The organism is Promicromonospora panici (genome assembly GCF_900608595.1).
In the GTDB taxonomy this organism is placed as follows: domain Bacteria; phylum Actinomycetota; class Actinomycetes; order Actinomycetales; family Cellulomonadaceae; genus Promicromonospora; species Promicromonospora panici.
Genome location: NZ_UWYY01000028.1, coordinates 62461 through 81618 on the forward strand (window position 1 = coordinate 62461; position 19158 = coordinate 81618).

18 protein-coding genes and 1 pseudogene are annotated in these 19158 nt (G+C 67.1%); 5 read left to right on the forward strand and 14 right to left on the reverse strand.

The annotated features are described in order from the left end of the window. Window positions 1-19: 19 nt before the first annotated feature. The 4 genes from EW117_RS26030 to EW117_RS26045 form a co-directional block, all read right to left on the reverse strand. Window positions 20-892, reverse strand: a complete 873-nt coding sequence (locus EW117_RS26030; protein WP_207212056.1) for a glycoside hydrolase family 16 protein — start codon at window positions 890-892, stop codon at window positions 20-22. A gap of 128 nt (window positions 893-1020) precedes the next feature. Further along, entirely contained in the window at window positions 1021-3075 is a 2055-nt protein-coding gene (locus tag EW117_RS26035) for a serine/threonine-protein kinase (protein WP_165362873.1), read from the reverse strand. Between the two features lie 76 nt (window positions 3076-3151). Next, on the reverse strand, window positions 3152-3526 hold the full coding sequence (locus EW117_RS26040; protein ID WP_165362874.1) for an acyl-CoA-like ligand-binding transcription factor: 375 nt from the start codon (window positions 3524-3526) through the stop codon (window positions 3152-3154). Window positions 3527-3633: 107 nt separating this feature from the next. Continuing rightward, a complete protein-coding gene (locus EW117_RS26045) occupies window positions 3634-4089 on the reverse strand; it encodes an SRPBCC family protein (RefSeq protein ID WP_129789639.1) in 456 nt (151 codons plus the stop codon). Window positions 4090-4206: 117 nt separating this feature from the next. Here EW117_RS26045 and EW117_RS26050 point away from each other — a divergent pair, with 117 nt between their 5' ends. Both EW117_RS26050 and EW117_RS26055 read left to right on the forward strand, forming a co-directional pair. Then, the gene (locus tag EW117_RS26050) at window positions 4207-5532 is read left to right on the forward strand and encodes a glycoside hydrolase domain-containing protein (protein ID WP_129789640.1); all 1326 of its coding nucleotides are present in this window, start codon (window positions 4207-4209) and stop codon (window positions 5530-5532) included. Between the two features lie 89 nt (window positions 5533-5621). Continuing rightward, on the forward strand, window positions 5622-6275 hold the full coding sequence (locus EW117_RS26055; protein ID WP_129789641.1) for a hypothetical protein: 654 nt from the start codon (window positions 5622-5624) through the stop codon (window positions 6273-6275). A 447-nt stretch (window positions 6276-6722) separates the two neighbouring features. Here EW117_RS26055 and EW117_RS26065 read toward each other — a convergent pair whose 3' ends face one another. Next, a complete protein-coding gene (locus EW117_RS26065; RefSeq protein WP_129789642.1) occupies window positions 6723-7223 on the reverse strand; it encodes a MarR family winged helix-turn-helix transcriptional regulator in 501 nt (166 codons plus the stop codon). 110 nt (window positions 7224-7333) lie between these two features. On the opposite strand from EW117_RS26065, the gene EW117_RS26070 reads away from it, so the two are divergent. From EW117_RS26070 to EW117_RS26080, 3 genes and pseudogenes are all read left to right on the forward strand, one after another. Next, entirely contained in the window at window positions 7334-8272 is a 939-nt protein-coding gene (locus EW117_RS26070) for an NADP-dependent oxidoreductase (RefSeq protein WP_129789643.1), read from the forward strand. A gap of 93 nt (window positions 8273-8365) precedes the next feature. Beyond that, window positions 8366-9212 (forward strand): annotated as a pseudogene (locus tag EW117_RS26075) (alpha/beta hydrolase). Between the two features lie 112 nt (window positions 9213-9324). Beyond that, window positions 9325-10329 carry an NmrA/HSCARG family protein gene (locus EW117_RS26080; protein ID WP_129789644.1) on the forward strand — a complete coding sequence of 335 codons (1005 nt, stop codon included), beginning with the start codon at window positions 9325-9327 and terminating at the stop codon, window positions 10327-10329. A 329-nt stretch (window positions 10330-10658) separates the two neighbouring features. On the opposite strand, the gene EW117_RS26085 is transcribed toward EW117_RS26080, so the two are convergent. The 9 genes from EW117_RS26085 to EW117_RS26125 all read right to left on the reverse strand — a co-directional run bounded on the left by EW117_RS26085 (window position 10659) and on the right by EW117_RS26125 (window position 18975). After that, window positions 10659-11087, reverse strand: coding sequence for a DUF6228 family protein (locus tag EW117_RS26085; protein WP_207212058.1), 429 nt, complete (start codon window positions 11085-11087; stop codon window positions 10659-10661). A gap of 94 nt (window positions 11088-11181) precedes the next feature. Further along, window positions 11182-11415, reverse strand: coding sequence for a hypothetical protein (locus EW117_RS26090; RefSeq protein ID WP_129789645.1), 234 nt, complete (start codon window positions 11413-11415; stop codon window positions 11182-11184). A gap of 23 nt (window positions 11416-11438) precedes the next feature. Further along, on the reverse strand, window positions 11439-11834 hold the full coding sequence (locus tag EW117_RS26095) for a hypothetical protein (RefSeq protein WP_129789646.1): 396 nt from the start codon (window positions 11832-11834) through the stop codon (window positions 11439-11441). A 67-nt stretch (window positions 11835-11901) separates the two neighbouring features. Then, complete coding sequence (locus tag EW117_RS26100) at window positions 11902-12909, reverse strand: pentapeptide repeat-containing protein (protein WP_207212059.1); 1008 nt, start codon at window positions 12907-12909, stop codon at window positions 11902-11904. A gap of 248 nt (window positions 12910-13157) precedes the next feature. Then, window positions 13158-15032, reverse strand: a complete 1875-nt coding sequence (locus EW117_RS26105; protein WP_129789648.1) for an ATP-binding protein — start codon at window positions 15030-15032, stop codon at window positions 13158-13160. Further along, window positions 15029-15505, reverse strand: coding sequence for an ABC-three component system middle component 2 (locus EW117_RS26110; protein WP_129789649.1), 477 nt, complete (start codon window positions 15503-15505; stop codon window positions 15029-15031). The genes EW117_RS26105 and EW117_RS26110 overlap by 4 nt, the downstream gene beginning before the upstream one ends. Next, window positions 15502-16590: an ABC-three component system protein gene (locus EW117_RS26115; protein ID WP_129789650.1), complete on the reverse strand. Its 1089-nt coding sequence runs from the start codon at window positions 16588-16590 to the stop codon at window positions 15502-15504. The genes EW117_RS26110 and EW117_RS26115 overlap by 4 nt, the downstream gene beginning before the upstream one ends. A 478-nt stretch (window positions 16591-17068) precedes the next feature. Next, window positions 17069-17662: a hypothetical protein gene (locus EW117_RS26120; RefSeq protein ID WP_129789651.1), complete on the reverse strand. Its 594-nt coding sequence runs from the start codon at window positions 17660-17662 to the stop codon at window positions 17069-17071. A 488-nt stretch (window positions 17663-18150) separates the two neighbouring features. Then, window positions 18151-18975, reverse strand: coding sequence for a hypothetical protein (locus EW117_RS26125; protein WP_129789652.1), 825 nt, complete (start codon window positions 18973-18975; stop codon window positions 18151-18153). Between the last annotated feature and the right edge of the window lie 183 nt (window positions 18976-19158).

Below are 19158 nucleotides of genomic sequence, written 5' to 3' on the forward strand. Positions count from 1 at the left end.
ACGGTCGGACAGCTGCTGCTCAGTTGGCGGTGCGGCCCACGTAGACGTCACGGGCACGGAAGTAGGTGTCACCGCTCGGGCCCGGTGTGCCCGACGAGCCCTCCATCTGCAGGTTGATGATGAGGTTCATCGGCTTGCCCACGAAGTTCGACCCGATGTGCGAGGCCTTCCACACGTCGTCGAGGTAGTAGTGGATCTCCACGTCGGTGGCGTTCACCTTGGTCATCCAGATGCGGTACTCGTGCCAGCTCCCCGGCGAGCTGACCGGGACGATCGTGTTGTCCCAGGAGCCGTCGTAAGTGTTGAACCAGTTCCGGGCGTCGCCCTTGAACTCGAGGATGTCGCTCTCCGGCGGCCAGCTGTTCGCCCCGGTGATCCAGAACGCCGGCCACGTCCCGCGAACCGACGGCGCCTGGAACTCACCGCGGATCTCGTAGTTCGGGTAGGTGTCGTTGACGACTATCTGGTCCTTGGCGTGGATCGCAGCCGAGTGGTACTCGATCGGCAGGAAGGGATCCTTGTCGCTGTTGCCCTCGTCCCAGGAGATCCGGGTCGCCTTGATGTTGAGCTGCCCCGCCGGCGACAGGTACAGGTGGTTGCTGTCCGTCGAGCTGGCGTACATGCGGGCGGTGCCGTTGTGGTCCGACCCCCACGGGTACAGGTAGTTCCACTCCGACTCCAGCGCGGCGCGGCTGGCGAACGAGCTCCCGTCGATCAGGGTCTCCCAGGCCATCGCCTCGTCGGCGCCGGCAGGGCCGGACGGCGTCGACGCCGCCGGTGCGGCCGCGCCGGCGAGCAGCAGCAGCGCCGTGGCTCCCGCCGCGTACGCCGCGCGCAGCCGGCCGGATCGACCTGAAACGGGCGGGCGGCTCTGCGCAGAACTGATCAGCATGTGGTTCCCCTTTTTTGTCGGCTGTCCTCGTTGACTGTCCGTCGGGTGATGCGTGCTGCGCCGGTGATGTTTACGTCACCATTTGGGTGATTTTGCCACCACTTGCGAGGGTGGTCAAGGTTTAATCGCTACAGGCCGGCCGCCGCGGACCGCGCCACGGTCACGGCGTCGTCGCAGAGCGTCTCCTGGTCACTCTCCCCGGTCAGGTGCACGCGCAGCAGCTCGCTCACCCGGCCGTCGCCCTCCGGGCTCGGCCCTTCCTTGGCGACGACGTCGACCAGGCACCCCTCGCCCCAGGCATCGCCCCGCTCGTACGCGGTGTGGCCGGACAACGAGGTGCGCGTGCCGTCGTCCGGCGCGTACCCCTCGTTCCGCTCGAAGAGGAGCCGCAGGTAGCGGCTCTCGTCGCCGTCCCACTTGCAGTCCCACTCGGCGAACTCGCGTTGCGGGCTCACCATGTCGTCGATGTCGAGTGCGGTGCGCAGTGCGTCGTCCGACGGCAGGTCACACGTGTTGCGGCCGATCGCGGAGCCGGGCATCGGCAGGGCCGTCCGGACCGGGAGGTCGTCCGCGGCGACCAGCGCGGCGGTCCGGTCGGCGACGGACTGCGCCATCGCGCACAGGTCCGCGCCCGAGCCCTCGATCTGGGTCGCCTCGAAGGACAGGTTGTACCGGTCCCCCGCGCCGAAGACCACCTCGCGGGCGCACTCGTCGTCCCCCTCGGAGGAGTAGAGCGTCACGCCGCCGCCCTGGTCCGAGCCGCTACCGTCCGGGTCCTCGTCGACGTACATCGTCAGCTCGACCTCGCTGACACCGGAGCCGTTCGAGACCGTCGCGTCGCAGCCCTGGAACTCGCCGCGGTCGCTGTCGATCCGGGCGGCACCGAACCCGTTCAAGGTCCCGGCATCCAGCAGCTTGCACGGGTCCCACGACGCCTCCCGGGCGGCGTCCCCGCTCTTGGCCGCGAACGTGATCGGCGTGGCCGCGGCGGTGCCGGTCTTCGGCTGGGTCGCGCCGCCGTCCGCATTCTGGGTCCTGGAGGGCGACGGCGCGGGGTCGGCCACGACCTCGGCCGACGGTTCGGCGGCCGGGGTCTTCTCCGCGGTTGCCTTCGGTGACGGCGACGGCGGCTCGGGCTGCGCGCGCAGACCCGCGCGGGCGGGGCCGGCCGCCTGCTCCACGCCGTCGGCCGGCGGACCGTACGCGTTCCACGTGAAGAGCGCTCCGGCGACGACCAGGACCACCGCGGCGGCCACCGCCGCGAGCGCCCGGCCCTTGCGCGCCTTTTGGGGCGGCGCCGACAGGTTCTCCCCCGCCGCGATGCTCCTGAGCTCGTCCCGGACGTCCTCCAGGGCGGGCCGTTCCCGGGGGTTCTTGTGGAGCATGCGGACCACGACGTCGGCCATCGCGCCGCTCCGTCGCGGAGTGCGCACCGCCTGACGTGCGGAACCGGCGGCAGGCGACGTCGGACCGCCGTCCTCGAAGGGAGTCACGCCCTCGAGCGCCCAGTACAGCGTGGCGCCGAGCCCGAACACGTCTGCGGGACGCCGGTACTGCGTGCCGGGGACGAGCATCTCGGGCGCCAGGTAGCCGGGCGTCCCCGAGATCCGCGCTCCCCCGGATCCGACGGCGGGTGCCGCGTCGGCGTCGCCGTCCGCGTCGACGTCCGCGTTCGGGTCGACGACGGCGCCCGTCGTGCCTGTCACCGTGACCGCGTCCGAGACGCTGTCCGCGATACCGAAGTCGACCAGTGTGGCGACGCCGTCCGCCACCAGCACGTTCGACGGCGTCACGTCGCGATGCAGCAGGCCCTGGGCGTGCACGGCGGCCAGCCCATCCGCGAGCTGGGCGCCGTACGTCGCCGCCTGCTCGACGGAGATCCGGCCCAGCCGCTTCAGCGACTGCCCGGCGATGTAGCCCATCACTATCCAGTGGTCGTCGCCCTCGGTGACGACGTCGTGCACCGCCACCACATGGGCGTGGCGCACCCGGGCGAGCTTCTCGGCCTCCTCGACCGCGCGCTGCGCACCGTCGCCCTCGTGGCGCACGCGTTTCAGCGCGACCCGCAGCGTGGTCACCGTGAGGCTGGTCGCCTCCCAGACCTCTCCCTGACCACCCGACCCGAGCAGCTTCACCAGTCGGTACCGGCCGGCGATCTCGTCCCCTGCGCTGACCTCGCCCACCTGTCGCCCTGTCCGTCGTCCCGCCAGCTGACTCCTTGAGGCGTGATGCTATTGCACCTTTTGTACTGTTGCTGGGTTAGTTGGCAGGCGCCGCCATGGCGCGGTCCAGGATCTTCCCCAGCGGTTGCGGCCGGGCGCTGGCGCTCCACGCGGTGAGCGCGGCCTCGACGCACCCCAGGGCGGCGGCGATCACGGCATGGACCCGCGGGTCGGAGTCGTCGGCCGGGTCGGCGCCGAGGCGCCGTGCGATCTCCGGCCGGAGCAGCTCGTGCCATCGCGCGTTCTTCTCCCGGTGCCGAGCCGCGAGCGCCAGCGTGCTCATGACCAGCTGGGTCAGCCGCCGGGTGCGCTCGTCGTGGCCTTCGTACTGCTCGATCAGCACATCGAGCGCGCGCCGCATGGCCGCCCAGGGCGCTTCGCCCGGCGGCCGGGCGGCGAGCGCGTCGGTCATCCGCCTTTCGTCTCTCGCTTCCTGAAAATGCCGTTCGAGAGAGCGGAACTGGTGCGCACCAACCTACGTGGGGTCCGTGCAGGTCGCCGTCGGAGCCGCGGCCCTCCTCATCGCCCCAGGTGGTCGTGGGGCACCGGCACCCGGCGTCGGATCCGCGCCACGATGCTCCGGGTCGCGAGCTTGTGGAAGCGCGAGTCGATCACCAGCAAGCGGTAGATCGCTCCAAGCGCGCCCGGGAAGGTCGCGTCGGTGTGCGCCTCGACGCGAGTGCCGGCGCCGTCGGGCAGGAGCCGGAAGGTGAGGGTGTAGACCGAGAACCGGTGGACGCCGTCAAGCACGAGCTCGTGCGGAGGATCCGCCTCCGCGACGCGGAAACCTGGGACCGCCGAGCCCACCGCGAGTGGGCGTGGCCCCTCGGCGACCGTGTCGCGGCAGCCGATCAGGCGCACGTACCGGGCGGGTCCGAGCACCTCGACCTGGTCCAGAAGCGCACGCCACACCACGTCGGGCGGGGCGGCGATCGCCGTCGCGCGCACATCACGGTAACGCCGAGGGCCGACCATCCACGGACCCTACTCCCAGAAGGCGCACCGAACCGTTACCGACGGACCCTGCTGCTCAGCGGCCGGAAGGCGCACACTTCTAGGTAGACGACGGGGTCTGTCACCTGGAGGTACACCATGGCCGCCCGACGCACGATCATCCGCGGGCTGGCCGCGTTCGCCGGCAGCCTGGCAATCCTGGTCGCCGGGCTTGCCGTCCCCGCGTCCGCCGAGCCCGAGACCCCCGTCGTGTACCCGTCGGGCTCGGCGGCGACGATGGCCGACCGCCTCGGTTTCGACGCCTGTACCGCACCCTCGATCGCGGCCCTGCAGGCCTGGAAGGGGACGTCGCCGTACAGCGCCGTCAACGTGTACTTCGGCGGCAACAACCGCGGCTGCGCGCAGCCGAACCTGACCGCGGCCTGGGTCCGCGACGCCGTCGCGGCGGGCTGGAGGCTGCTGCCCACGTACTTCGGCTACCAGCCGTACTGCATGTTCGGCGACAAGCCGAACCGCTACACCGCGACCAACGCCACCTCCCGCGGGAACTCGGACGCCACCGACGCCGTCTCGAAGGCCAAGGCTCTCGGCATGCGGCCGGGCAGCGCCCTGTACGCGGACGTCGAGCACTACGACCCCGCCGACTCGTCGTGCCGGACGGCGGTGCGCCGGTACGTCTCGGCATGGACGAAGACCCTGCACTCGTCGGGGTACCTGGCGGGCGTGTACGTCCACCAGGACTCGGGGCTGCGGGACCTCTCCGACTCCTACAACTCGACCACCTACGCCCGGCCGGACGCGGTATGGATGGCCCGCTGGGACGGCGACAGCTCGCTGACCAACTGGCCGACGGCGCCGAACTCGCACTGGGCCACCTTCCAGCGCGCGAAGCAGTACGAGGGCGACCACAACGAGACCTGGGGCGGCGTGACGATCAACATCGACTCCGACCGGATCAAGGCACCCGTCGCCACGGTCGCCCGCACCTACAAGGTGACGAGCTCGACGTCGCTGAACTCCCGCACCGGGCCGGCTACCTCCTACCCCGTCGTTCGTAGCTACAACCCGGGCGGCACGCTCACGGTGGTCTGCCAGACCACCGGGCAGAAGGTCGGCACCACCGCGGTGTGGGACCGGCTGGCCACGGGAGCGTGGGTCAGCGACTACTACGTCTCGACCCCGTCCAACACCGGGTTCACGTCGCAGCTGCCGCGGTGCCGCTACCCCGGGCAGGTGACCATCGACTCGCTCACGGTCCGGTCCGGACCGGGGACGTCCTACCCGAGCTCCGGCGCGGCGCTACGTCGCGGTTCGCTGGCCTATGTCATGTGCCAGAAGTCCGGCAGCACGGTCGGGACCACCTCGGTGTGGAACAAGCTGCGCGACGGGCGCTGGGTCAGCGACTACTACGTCTCGAACCGCTCGAACACGAGCTGGAGCGCGCCGGTGCCCCGCTGCCCGTGATGACCAGAAACGACGTCCGACCTGCGTGAACATCTGGTGAATCTCAGGATGGGCACAACCATCCGGACGCCCGGCGCGTCGTAGAAGGCATGCGAAACACACACGCAAAGGCACGTTCCATTGTTCTGCTGACCGGCCTCGTGGTGGGCCTCACGGCTGGCCCGACGGCGACCGCCGTCGCCGGCCCCGAATCGGTGGCGTGCGCCGCCACCTCCGCGCACGTCCCCGCACAGGCCGCAGGGCCGTCCGACTGCGATCCGGTCGGCATCCCGATCGACCTCGGCGAGCCCACCCCGGGCGCGACCGACGACTGGCAGACGACCGAGACCAACGGCGTCGGCTACGCGATCCCGGCTGACTGGACCGGCCGCGAGATCGTGGGCGACGGCGGTAGCGGCCACGAGTGGGAGTCCCCGGAGATCGCCGTCTCCGACGAGTACGGCGACCTGTACTGGCGGATCCTCGTCCAGTCGCCCTTCGTGTCGCAGGAGATGCCGAACCCGGAGGACCTGAACGAGGTCGGCTTCCACGCCTCGTACATCGAGGTCGAGGGCGCCTCGGAGGCCGTGCTCGTGGCCGCGCAGACCGGGCACTGGGCCGACGCGTCGGTCGAGACGATCGACTTCCAGGTCTTCGTCCAGTCGGAGAGCACCGGCGTCGTCAGCCGGTTCATGGGCGAGCTGCCCGCGGGCGAGGAGGGCCAGTTCCTGCTGGACAACTTCGTTCCGACGATCGAGCCGTGATGCTGGGGTAGGCCGACTGTGGCGTAGGCCGACTCTGGCGTAGGCCGAGCGGAGGCGGGTCCCGGTGTGGTTCCGGGGCCCGCTTTCGCATGTCTGGGGTCGGGATACCGTGAGCTCCGGCATGGCCATCAGCCCCTACGCCTACGGCGATGAGCGGCATCGTCGCGGCGGACGACGACGCCTACACCAGCCGAATGGTCGCGCTGATGGGCTCCGTCGGCGGGCGGGTAGATCGTGTGCTTCGTAGGGCCCGGTGCGAAGGCGAGCAAGGGAGCGCGGCCGCTGTGCCCGCTGTCGTAGCGGTACTCGAACTCTCCGAAGCCGATGATGCGGCCTGCCCAGACGACGGGCGGCTCGCCGCTGATCTCCTGGTGTATCGCGAGCAGCTCGGGACTCTGACCAGGTTCCAGTTCCGCACGACCCTTCTCACCGGTCCCCGATGCCGGGTCAGCTCGTCCTGCGTCGACGCGGCGCCGCGGAACGCGGGGGTGCCGCGCGCATATGGTCGCGGACCCTGCCCAGCACATCAGCCATGGCCTCGACGTCCGCCCGCTCGAGTGGCTCGAACAGCAGCTCGTCGAGCACCGCGATATGGCCGGGGAAGACCTTCGTGAGGGTGTCCCTGCCCTGCTGGGTGATCGTGACCGTCGTGCTGCGCTCATCATCGGGGGACGGTGCGCGAGTGACCAGCCCACGCTGCTCAAGCGACTGGGCCTGATAGGTGAGGCCGCTGCGGCTGTAGACGACGCCGTCAGCGAGGTCGGTCATGCGGTAGCTCCCGTCGGGCGAGTTGCCCAGACGGGCCAGGAGCTGGAACTGCACGTAGCTCAGATCGCCGGCCCCCCGCAGCTGCTGCTCGACCGTGTGCCGCAGAAGGCTGCTGACCTCGATGAGCGCGAAGTAGGCACCCAGCTCGGTGGAGTCGAAGGAACGAGGTGTGTCGGCCATGCCAGCAGTCTACCTTGCTGCGAACTCGAAACACTTGCTACGAACTTGAAGCAGTGCTACGGTCTCCACAGATGCTTCGAATCCGAAGCACTAACTGAGAGAAGGCCATCATGAAGGCAGTACGTTTCCACCAGACCGGCTCCCCCGAGGTCCTGCGCTACGAGGACGCCGACCGGCCCGTCGCCGGTGAGGGCCAGGTGCTCGTCCGCGTGGCCGGCTCCGCGTTCAACCCGGCCGACAACGGCATCCGAGGCGGTCTCCTGCCGATCCCGGTGACGCTGCCGCACGTGCCCGGCTACGACGTCTCCGGCACCGTCGACGCGATCGGCGACGGCGTGAGCGGCTTCCAGGTCGGCGACGCCGTCGTCGGCTTCCTCCCGATGACGGAGGACGGCTCCGCGGCGGAGTTCGTGGTCGCCCCCGCCGACGTCCTCGTCAAGGCGCCGACCAGCATCGACCTCGCCGACGCCGCCGCGCTGCCCTCGGTGGCGCTCACCGCCTGGCAGTCGCTCTTCGACGCGGCAGGGCTCAAGGAGGGTCAGCGAGTGCTGATCACTGGCGCCGGCGGAGCGGTGGGTGGCTACGCCGTCCAGCTCGCCAAGCAGGCCGGCGCCTACGTCATCGCCACCGCGAGCCCTCGTAGCCGAGACGCGGTTGCCGGTGCTGGCGCGGACGACGTCATCGACCACACGACGTCCACCGTTCTCGGGTCGGTGAGCGAGCCCGTCGACGTCCTGCTCAACCTGGCACCGATCAGCCCCGACGAGTTCACGGCTCTCGTCGTCCTCGTCCGTGACGGCGGCGTCGTGGCGTCGACGACCGCGTGGATGCCCACGCCCAGTGACGACGCGCGCGGGGTGCGGGCCGCCGGAATCTTCGTCCGCGCCGACGTCGAAGAGCTGGCCCAGCTGGTCGCCCTGGTCGACAGCGGCGAGCTCACCGTCGACGTGGCCCGGCGCGTCCCGCTGAGCGAACTCCCCGCGATCCACGCGCAGTCAGCCGCCGGCGAGCTGCGCGGCAAGGTCGTGGCCGTCCCCGACGTCCGCTGATCCCTCTCCACACCTCCCCAAGAGAAGAAGTGCGACATGTCGTTCACTCTCGATCCTGAGGTCGCCGCGGCCCTCGCCCCGATGGGCGAGGCCATGGCGGCAACCACCCCACCCGCGGTCGGCGACATCGCCGGACGCCGCGCCCTGTGGGAACCCATCCTCGCCGCCGCGAGCACGGCGCTCCCCATCCCGGCCGATGTGACCATCACGGACGTCGAGATACTCACCGACGACGGCGCGACGATCACGGCGCGCTGGTACGTGAAGGACGGCGCCCCGGCGGGGCCGGCCGCGCTGTTCTTCCACGGCGGCGGCTACATCTTCGGTCACATCGACCAGTTCGACGGGCCCGTCTCCCGGTACGCGTCGGCAAGCGGCGTGCCCATGCTGTCGGTCGAGTACCGCCGCGCTGCGCTGGCTCCACGACCACGCCGCGGAGCTCGGCGTCGACCCCGACCGCATCGGTGTGATGGGCGACAGCGCGGGCGGGGGCATGGCGGCGGCGCTGACGATCCTCACACGCGAACGTGGCGGTCCCAAGATCGCGCGTCAGATTCTTCTCATGCCCATGCTCGACGACCGCACCACCACGTCCGACGCCCTCATCGAGCCCTTCCTGATCTGGTCCTACGACGACAGCCACACCGCCTGGCCGGCGCTGCTCGGTGCGGCCGCAGACGGAGACCAGGTGCCCGCCACCGCGGCCCCCGCTCGTCTGCAGGACGCAGCGGATCTGCCGCCGGCGTATATCGAGGTCGGTCAGCTCGACGTGTTCCGCGACGAGGACACCGCCTACGCCACGAAGCTGAGCCGCGCCGGCGTCGAGGTGGAGTTCCATCTGCGCCCGGGCGTCCCCCACGAGTTCGACTCCATCGCCCCCAAATCGGACGTGGCTCGCCGTGCGATCGCCGACCGCGTCCGAACACTGAAATCGCTCTGAACCCGGCGAACGCGCTCGCGCCTGAAGATGCGAGCGCGTTTCCCCGGCACCACGTCTTCACCGCCGGCCGACCACCCTCGGCGGCGCATCGCGACTCTTGAACGGACATGAAATGACCTCCACACAACAGCCCTCCGTCGCCGTCATCGGTGCTACCGGCCAGCAAGGCCGCAGCGTGGTCGACGCACTGCACGAGCTCGGCGTCCCGGTTCGCGCCCTCGTTCGCAACCCCGACTCCCCCACGGCCCAGGCGCTGCGTGCGACCGGCGCCGAGGTAGTACAGGCGGACCAGGAGGACAGCCAGTCGCTCGCCGACGGGCTCGCCGACGTCGCGGCCCTCTTCTACATGACGACCTTCGAAGGCCCCGATGGTCCAGCAGGCGAGGTGCGACGCGGGCACGCCGTCGCCGACGCCGCGGCCCGAGCGAAGGTCCCGCACGTCGTCTACTCGTCAGTGGGCGGCGCCGAGCGCGAGACCGGCATCCCCCACTTCGAGAGCAAGTTCGACGTCGAGAAGCGGCTCCGCGCCCTCGTGCCCGCCACGATCCTCCGTCCAACCTTCTTCATGGAGAACCTGGCCGCCCAGCTCACTCCCAACGAGGAAGGCGAGATCGTCATCCGCATGCCGATGCCGGGCGACGTGCCGGTGCAGATGGTCGCCGTACGGGACATCGGCCGAGCGGCCGCCCGGCTCCTGCTCGAGCCTGGAGCGATCGACGGCACGCAATTGAGATCGCGGGCGACGAACTTCCTCTGGACCTGGTGGCCGCCCGGGCCGGCGAAGTGTTCGGGGTGCCGACGCGATTCGAGACCATCCCGCTCGAGTACCTCGGCGACGACGCAGACCTCAAAGCGATGTTCCGGTGGTTCGCCGAAGGGTCTTCGTACCAGGCTGACCTGGCGCAGTCACGGTCGCTGGTGGCTGAGGTCAGTGACCTTCGGTCGTGGCTGGTCACGCAGCGCGAGCCGGAGCTGGCGCAGCAAGGGGCGCGGCGCTGACCAACTGCCGCCACGGCTACGGTTCCGGGCATTCATCGCGCCCTCGGCGGCCGACACACGACATCGCATCGTCCTCAGCGCCAACAAGCCTCGAACGTTGAGAACGACGGACAATTAGCAAGCGGTGGGTCCCTTCGCTCACTTGCCTTAGCCGCCGCAGATACCGGGTCGCCCTGTTCGGATCACAGTTCTGACGATGTCTCGCTGCTGAAGCGCCAACGCTTGCCCGCGCGCAGCTGGCACCAGGCTGTGAAAGGGCCCGGATCCACGGAATTCCGCGGATCCGGGCCACTGACCAGGCCGGCCACGCTCAGGGGGCCGAGGGATCAAGCAGAAGTTGATCATGTGGTTTGGAGGCGTTGGATCGTTGGAATTCTGCGGTTTCTAGGTTAGCGGGGGTGGGGCGTGCCTGCTGCGTGCCACTCCGGAACAGGTACCGACGCCGGCCTACGAATCGAGCAGAACTTCGAAGGCATCTGCGAGCCGACGCATGTCTTCTCCCGCACCGTGACGTGTCGTGGTCGAGAACGTCCACCGTGCCTCGTCATAGGGTCGATGGGTCAACTCCCAGCGCAGGTGAACGTGACCGTCGTGTCGTGCGATCAGCCGGAGCTCGGATTCGAGTGAGTGCCACGTGCGCTCGCCGTCCCAGCCCCGGAAGTCCTCGTACAACTCCCGCAGGAAGTAGGGAAGCTCGCTGGCAGCTAGGAGAAGGACTTGCTGTTCCACCCGGACGTGGGCGCCGACCGCGCGTGTGAGCATGCCGACGAAGTGTGGGTCGTCGGGACCGTACGGAAGCACCTTCTCGAACTCCAAGCGCAGCCCTGTCTCCATGGTGATGCGCAGGGTTGACGGATCGTCGCTGTCCAGGAGCACCCGATGCACGCTACCGGCGCGTGGAACAGGGACCTACCTCATTGCCACCGTCACGCGAGGGGAGACACCCCGCAGCTTGAGCGGCACCGATCCCTCACCAACCCATATCGCGCGCAACCTCTTCGCGTGCGGCGTCGATCTCGCCCTGCGTCGCACCGATGACATCGGTGTCCTGTTCAAGCCGCGACAACAGATCAGCCAGCGCCTGCTTCTCTGCCGGATGCGAGATAGGAACGGCATCCAAGTCGACCGACATGAGCCAGTCAAAGAGCACGACAGCGTCGGCGCGCCAGAGACTGACACGAACCGTCGGCAGTTCAGGTCCCATGAACTCAGCCGAGCACGAGGCAGTCATGCCCGTGAATCGGACGACTCCCCTCGCGCAGCAGCAACGGCGGCACGGACGCGGTCGGCGAACTTCCGTGCGCCATAACACCGGATCTTGAACTCGTACCCGCCGGCGCGCACGACGACCAGGCTGGTAACGAGCCCCCACCTCGTGGTGACGTCGGTGATGTCGGCCAATGGGATGACGAAGTCGATCGGACCCTCGTGCATCGAACGGTTCATGTCGTTCGGGTGGAAGTGGTACTGGGTGGGTGTCAGCGTTGCTCGCCCTCCGACCCACAGCCCTTTGTACATCGCGCGTGTGAGTGCGAGGCCTGGCTCCACGAGTTTGCCCACTCCGGCCGCCCGGACATTGAAGGGAGCGTTGGCGAGGCGGGAGTCGATGGCGTCGGCGATCACGACCACCGACAGTAGACCGGAGCCAACCCACCGGACAGGATGAAGATCGGCGCAGGTACTTGCCGGACTACTCCAAAGATCCTTGAGACTCGGGGTCCGGAGTCTGCGGAGGGCACCACCACGGCTTCCCTTTCGCCTCAGCGAGCTTGCAGTCCGACAGGCGAGCCAAGACCCAAGGATGCCGAGCAAGGGCGGGCGAAAGCAGCGTTTCCTCGTTTATGGCCGCAACGGAAATTTGCTCGACTGTAAGGCCGCGCGCATCGCGGAGATCTGCCATGGCGAAGTGAGCACCCTCCAACCTCGCACCCTCGAAATTTGCCCGGCGCAGGTTGGCGCCATTGAAAGCGGCAATCCTTAGATCAGCATTCGAAAGCCACACGCCCTGCATATCGGCGAAATTGACAATTGAGCCACGTAAGTCTGCACCACGAAAATCTGCTCGACGCAAATCTGATGCCGTCAGGAACATGCGCGTTAGCCTCGGGACGCGCTCGAAATCGTAACTCCGGATGGAAAGTTGAGCGAGGCACACTTCGCGAAGGTCCGGCCTGTTCGGCTCAGGCCGGACCGGCCGCCGGGCCAATATGGTCATCGCCGTGTCGATGTCGAAGTCAGGCTCGCCGTCGGAGTTCCTCAGCGGACCGCGATCTAGGGGCGTCATCGGCTCGTGCCGTTCATCGGGAGGCAGGAGCGTGCGCCGCCGGACGAACGCACAGAGAATCGCAACAACCGCCGCGTGGTCTCGCGGCGATTCGACCATCACCTGCTCCAAGGCGTATAGACCGCCCAGCCGCTCCTCGGGTTCACCGGATGCCAATTGCGCGACAGCTTTTCCGAACCGGTCAGTTACCTGGCCACGGCGTGACAGATAGTACGTGCGAGCAGTGAAACCAATCGCGACGAGGGCCGCTCCACCTCCCATAGCAGTGACCATCGTCTGCCTAACGTCGTTCAGGGCAGCAGCGCGTTCAGCCCCCGAGAGCTGACGCACCGTATCGCCGGCGATTAGCCATGTCAGAGGCCCTAGAACCAGCAGGAGGGCCCCAAGCATCGCGATCACGCCAATGACAACCACAGAACGAGGGGACACAACCAGCCCGCGCAACCGGGAAAAGTAGCGCGATAAACGTCGCATCATTTCCGCCTATCTGGTAACGAACCGCCCATTCTATTCGTCGTGCCCGAGTTGTCCGACTACGGAATGTCCTGGAGTCGACGGGATGCCTCAGTGCCTCGGGAGTATCCCAACTGACGGGCACGGGGCTACCGCCGCCTCAAGGGAAGCGACTGGACCTATCGGTACTGCCTCTGTTGCGCACCGAGCTACTCCTCACTCTGGAGCGTGGACTCCGCTGAGCCCTTGGGGGGAAGGAAGCCGTAGCGTCCGGCTCCGATCTCCTTCGTGAACACGACATCGACCGCGTCCGGACCGAGCGGCTCGGTCGGGTCGAGGTTTTCCATCACGATTACCTGCCCGTCAAAGCTCGCCTGGATGTCGCGGTAGAAGTCGGCGACGATTCCTGCTGGAAGCGACTGGTCGAGCCGTGCCTGCGAGTTGCGACCAGGCGGGCGGTAGGTAACCAACGGCGAGTCGAGCACGATGAAGCCCGGGTGGGCGATGTCGCGGTCGAAGCAGTACTGTGCCAGCGCCACTGTGAACGCAGCGTGGAGGACCGCCCGAACGCCTTTGCCGTGCGCGGAACGGTACTGATCGTCTGCCAGGATGTCCTGCTCGGCGCGGTCGTATCGCACCGAGGCTGCATCCGGGTATCCCCAAGCCTCCAGCCGCGTCGCCAGTTCAGCGGAAAACTCCCGGAGCGCCGTGAGGTTGAGGCCTCCTGAAACGACGGCCACATCAGTCTGCGTGTCATCGATGATTCCGGCCTTCAGACGAGCCAACTCGTCCGCCTGAGTGTAGAGCGCGAGGGATCGTTCGAGATCGCTCTTGATCGCGATCTGTTCACGCAACGTTGCGTGCCCTGGACTCAGTTGCTCATCGAGCTCCCGCAACCTGAGACTCAGTGCCGCGGCATGGGCCGCAGCACTGAGTCTCGACGTCTGAGCCTCTCCGCCGCGTCGAAGCAGTTCCGCCACCGTAACTGCCAGGTCCGCGCGAAGCGCCCGAGTCTTGGCGATCTCCGCATCGACCGACTCCTCGAACGCTGTGCCGTCGACACCGTGGGCGTGGTTGTAGTGCTGATCTGCGAGCTCGGCACCGCAGAACTGGCATTTCCCGGGCGTGAAGAAGCCGAGCAGTACGCCGGCTTCCCGGATCGTAGCCAAACGCTCGAGATCTGAGTCGTACTGCCTGCCCAGCAGTTCGAAGCGGCTTTGGAGCGCACCGACCTCCGACAGTTCCGTCCTTGCCCCTTGGACCGTCTCCTGCAAATGGCGGACCTGCTCTGCGAGTCCGGATCGTTCGGCGAGGAGTCCTTCTACCGTCGACGTGTGATCGGCAATGGCACCATCCAGCCGCACCAGCTGATCGCGAAGCTGGATCTCGTCCGGAGCGTCGACGAGCTTCGCCTCTATGTCGCTCAGCAACTGATCGATTACCTCAATCTTCGCCCCTGTCGCCCGAGCGCCCTCCCGCCCGCCTTGGGCGGGAACGATCGAGGAATCGTCCTCCGCCTCAAGCAGCAGCTTGAAGGTCGAGATCTCCTTTGTCTTCGTCGTGTATTGGCCCGTGATGGCCGGTGCAACATCTGATTGCATCTTCGTTTCATCGATGATGCAGAGACGGATGAGGTCCCGGAAGCTAAGGGAGACGGTTGCCCCTTGAGCGTTCTTCCGAATGAGGGCGCTTTCGAGGTCGAGCTGCTTGAGCAAGAACATCGAGAGATTCGTCGCGTTCTTTGGACTGTGCTTTGCCGCAAGTCGCTCATCGGGAACCGGAATGGGTCCGCTGCGGACATCGGAGCGATAGAGCGAGAATGCACCCCCAGTCGCGCTGCGCGCAAGGGTCACGATCTCGCCGGTCGGCAGTTCGATGCCGAGCAGGACGGTGGAGTACCCGTTTCGCTCCGGAATCTCTTTGAGCGATTTCCCGCCGAGCATGAAATCGATCGCTTCCACCATGAAGGACTTGCCTGTATCCGACGGGCCGCGCACGAGCGTAAGCCCCGCGCCGAACTCGACCGTCGACAGCGGTACGGTCGGCCCCCAGAGCGTGATGTGCAGAAGCCTCAACCGGCTCATGTGACTGGCTCCCCGCCGTTGAAGTTCTCGAACTCCTCGGCCCAACGTCCGGAAACCTCGCGGATGGCCCCGCGGAGGTCTGCATCCGTCAAGTCTCCGTACCGGTCGACCACCCAGCTCGCCCGCTCCGCTAGTGCTCGGGCGTGAGACGTCTCCAACAAGCTGAGGAACGGATGGGCACTATCAGCGGCCGTGAAGTGTATGCCGCCTGCGACCGCGCTCATTTCAGCGAGGCCCACCCGCGTGAGCACTTCGAGGCCAAGCGTGACTTGGTGCCGCTTCACCCCGAGCTCACTGGATCGGATCGGGACAGGCGGGTGCAGGCTAGGCGGGCCTCCTAGGTCCTCACTGTGCAGCAGACCGTGGTCCAGGAGGACGAGTTGGTTCAGATCCAGGCTTTTCGGGTAGGCCTCGGCGAGCAGGGTCAGGGCACGGATGGCCGTCTCCAGCGGTCCATTGAGGGGGCTCCTCATGAGTCCACACGCTTCCATGTGAGCCGATCCTCGTTCGCGAGTTGGTGGCAGATGCCTTTCCGGTCATCGGTCTGAGAGATCGTGGTGAGCGCGTGTGAACTCAGGTCAATCTGAGTGGATGCCTGCAACACCTGCGTCAGCCGTTCCAGCGAGGTGGCGTGGTCCGCCTCAGCGATCTCGATCACGCCGGAGTGCACATCGTCTTGCAGCGCCTCGAAGGTGCCAGGAGGAACGGCATCCCGGGCGTGAAGGCGGAGGGACTCGGCCGAGTAGAACGACTCGCGCTGACGCTGGAAGTGCGCCGCCAGACGAGGCTGAGTATGCAGCGTGTCGAGCATCAAATCCCCAGCAGGCTGAACCTCGCGATACACGTCCATGAGCTGTGCAACATAGCGCGTCTCAGACTCGCCGATTGCGACAGGTGCACCGTCGCCCGGAGGACGGGGCTGCAGCGGGCCCCCGAAGCGGGCGACATGGTAGGCCGTGGTCCGGTGAGCGGCGATAGCATCCACCAGCTCCACGGACTTGAACATCGCGAAGTCCGTGGCTTCAGCGAGCGTTCGCACCTGATCGCGCAGCGACATCTCGAGGCTCGCGGCGATGCCCTTGATGCTACCAAGCTCTTGCAGGAACTTCTGCCGGAGTTCTGTGGGCTTGCTGAGCAACCGGTTGAGACCTGTCCCGCACCCCTTCGGGGCGAGGAAGGCGTAGAGGTTCGGAAGCTTGTAGTGGCCGTCTACGGTCCCGACAAAGATCTTGAGCATCTCTGGGAAGGCATCTGACCAACCCAGCGGCTTCGCATAGTGCTTTCCCTGGAAGCAATCCCAGTCGCCCTCGAATCCTTGGTCTGTCTTGAACGCGGCCACGTCGGCGCCCTTGTCGTTCGAACCGCCCAGTCGCTTGATCTGGACATACGACGAGCCGACCGCGATCGCCCACTCGCGGATGAAGTACTCCCACTCGTCGGGCGAGTAGAAGGCGATGCGTTGAGCTGGCGTAACCGGCGGCCCAGAGATCGAGACCGGCGCGCTCGGTATCGGGGGTGGCTCAAGGTCGCTGAGCGACGGGGGCTGGTCGGGCTGCAAGGCCGAGGGCCGAGTACTCGCCAGTTCGACCGCCTCTTCTCTGCGCGTGCGGGACCGGACGCCCGGACAGTTCCATTCAGCGGCAGCGATGCCGTCGAAGTCTCCTAAATCCTACTAGGGGGCACCGCGCGTCGGCTGTGTTCGCTCCAGCGCTGTCTGGTGAAGTCTCCCAGAGCCCTCCCGCGCATCACGAACACCTCAAATCTCATTGACACCACACATCAAAGATGACGCGCAAGCCATTGGGCTTGAGCGCGCACGGGTAGTTCTGATGCCTGACCCTGCGGTCATCCGCGCCCGCATTGCGCACAGTGTGCGCCACCGACCGTAGGGGCTCACCAGCGCACATGGTTGGCCAGGGGGCGCAGACGAGCGGACATCACCCGCAATTTCACCCAGGTCCGCGCCAGCCACAGTGCCATGCGCCCGTGCAGCCTGGCCTCTGTACGCAGAGTCCGAGCGCGTGTCGAGTGTCGGCTTACGGCGCCCCTTCGTTGATCCCGATGAATCGTAGGAATGCCTGCCATGCGAAGGGCGCTATCGCCACCGACATGATCGTCGCGACGAACCCGAATATCCAGATCGTCAGGAAGAGCAGCCAGACCGATGCCCCGGCGGCTGGGCGCGTTGCCAGTTGGCCTCTCTTGAGTGCTCGCCGGTGGGTGTCGGCGAGCTCCACGAGGAATCTGGTCCACCAGACGTACACAAATCCGCCGAGCAGGAGGAGCCCTGCCCACTGCCAGGCAGCGTCGGAGAGCTGACTTGCCGTCTTTTGTGCGCCGAGCTCTGCACCGACGATGCTTCCAAGGATGAGCGCAAGGCATGCTCCTGACCATGAGACGAGTCGCTGGAGGGATTGCCCCCAGAACGTCTCGGGTTCGTATGGCTGGATCGTGCGTAGCCAATGCAGGTATCGGCGCGGCAGGAGCAGGAATGGGTGAGTCGCCAGGACCAGGCCGGCCCAAGCCGCCAGGAAGCCAGCAGCAGCCAGTTGAACTATGACCAGGATGGCGCTCTCGTACTCATTGAGGACAGCGGCAATCATGAACAGAATGGCTGCCGCCGCGCCCATACCAGCTGAACGCCACGCGATACGAACTCTTCGGTCTAGAGCCGCCCGCTCTCCGCCTGAAAGCTCGGAATTGCTACGCGCCAGTTCCACTTCCGAAGACACCCCTACCCCCGACTATGCTCATCCGCACCTGCCTGACGCCCAATGCCCTGGCCGTGCAACCGTCTGCGTGAGTTCGCAGGGAAACGTACAGGTGGAAGCCGCCCTTACCTGGTCACTCACCCGCACCGGCCTCGCCCTGGGATGAACATCGCCCAACCGGCCCAAGACTCCCACACACCACTGGCACCGTCGATGCCCCTGCCGCCTCCGGCGGCAGCATGGGCAGAACACTCACCCGCCGAGTACGTCGGTGCACTTGTCGAGGTGTTTCGCCCGGGCTCGCACCCGGCATCCTCCGCCTCGACGATAGCCAGCGGTGAGTCCGAGGGGATCCTGGCCGACAGGGCGCCGCCAGCGTGCGCGACTGGGCCACGATCGGCCCAGCGTCACCGGAGTTGGGGGTGGTCCCATCCCTGGCCACGGGTCCATCGGCTCACCCGGTTGAACCAACCGGTGTACAGCCAGAGGTGGCTGATCGGCTCCGGGAGCTCCGGGTCGCCGCTTCGCGGCACCACCTCCTGTGGCGCGCTCGCGCTGAGCACCAGGCGCGCGTGGGAGTACTCGTCAAGCCCTGAGACCGAAACGTGCAGGAACAGGTGGCGCTCGTCGCCATCAGCCTTCAGAAGTTTCGTCACCCGTCTAGCGAGCGTCTTCCCGCCCAGGGCGGCATTCACCTCCGAGATGATCGCGTCCGGGCCGGGGTACCTGCGATAGGGCTCCGCCGGCTGGTAGTTCAAATCGATGAATCCAGAGATGTCCTGGGCACCCTCTGGGAGCTGGATTCCGTACAGCTGGGAGGTGCTCTGCGTGGCCAGCCACGTCAGTTCCCGGTCGGCCTCGATCACCGCTGCAGGAAGGTCGCTGATTGAAGCCGCGTTGTGGGCTTCGCAGGTCAGGACCGCCTGGGTATAGACCTCCAGGATGCGTGTCAGCTCGCGAGGGTCGGAGATGCTGACGATCCATTTCCAGTGCCCAGGCATAGGGAGGCGTCCGCCGAGTGCCGCAATTCTTGATTCCGCCGCGAACTCGCTTTGGTGTCCGAGCGTGCTGATCTCCAAGACACCGGTCCGACCATCTGGGTAGTCCAGTCGGGCGTCTACGGTGCCAGCCGGAGCCTCGCGGTCATCGGCGATGATGACATGCGCTCCAGTTACGTCGCCGACGATCGCGCGTGCGACTTGTTCCTCGGGACGGTCTGCTCCGCTGCTCACCGGCACACCGTCCCACAGGTGGCCAGAGCAGAGAAGAGTGCCCGACGCAGTGGGCCGGGTATCACCCGGTCCATATTCGTGTCGCGCAGCTCCCATCAGAGCATCACCCCCACACGACCGGTCTCCACGAGAGAAGCTACCCGAGCGCCCACCGGGCACCGCACAACTCTGCCGTGCGCAGGC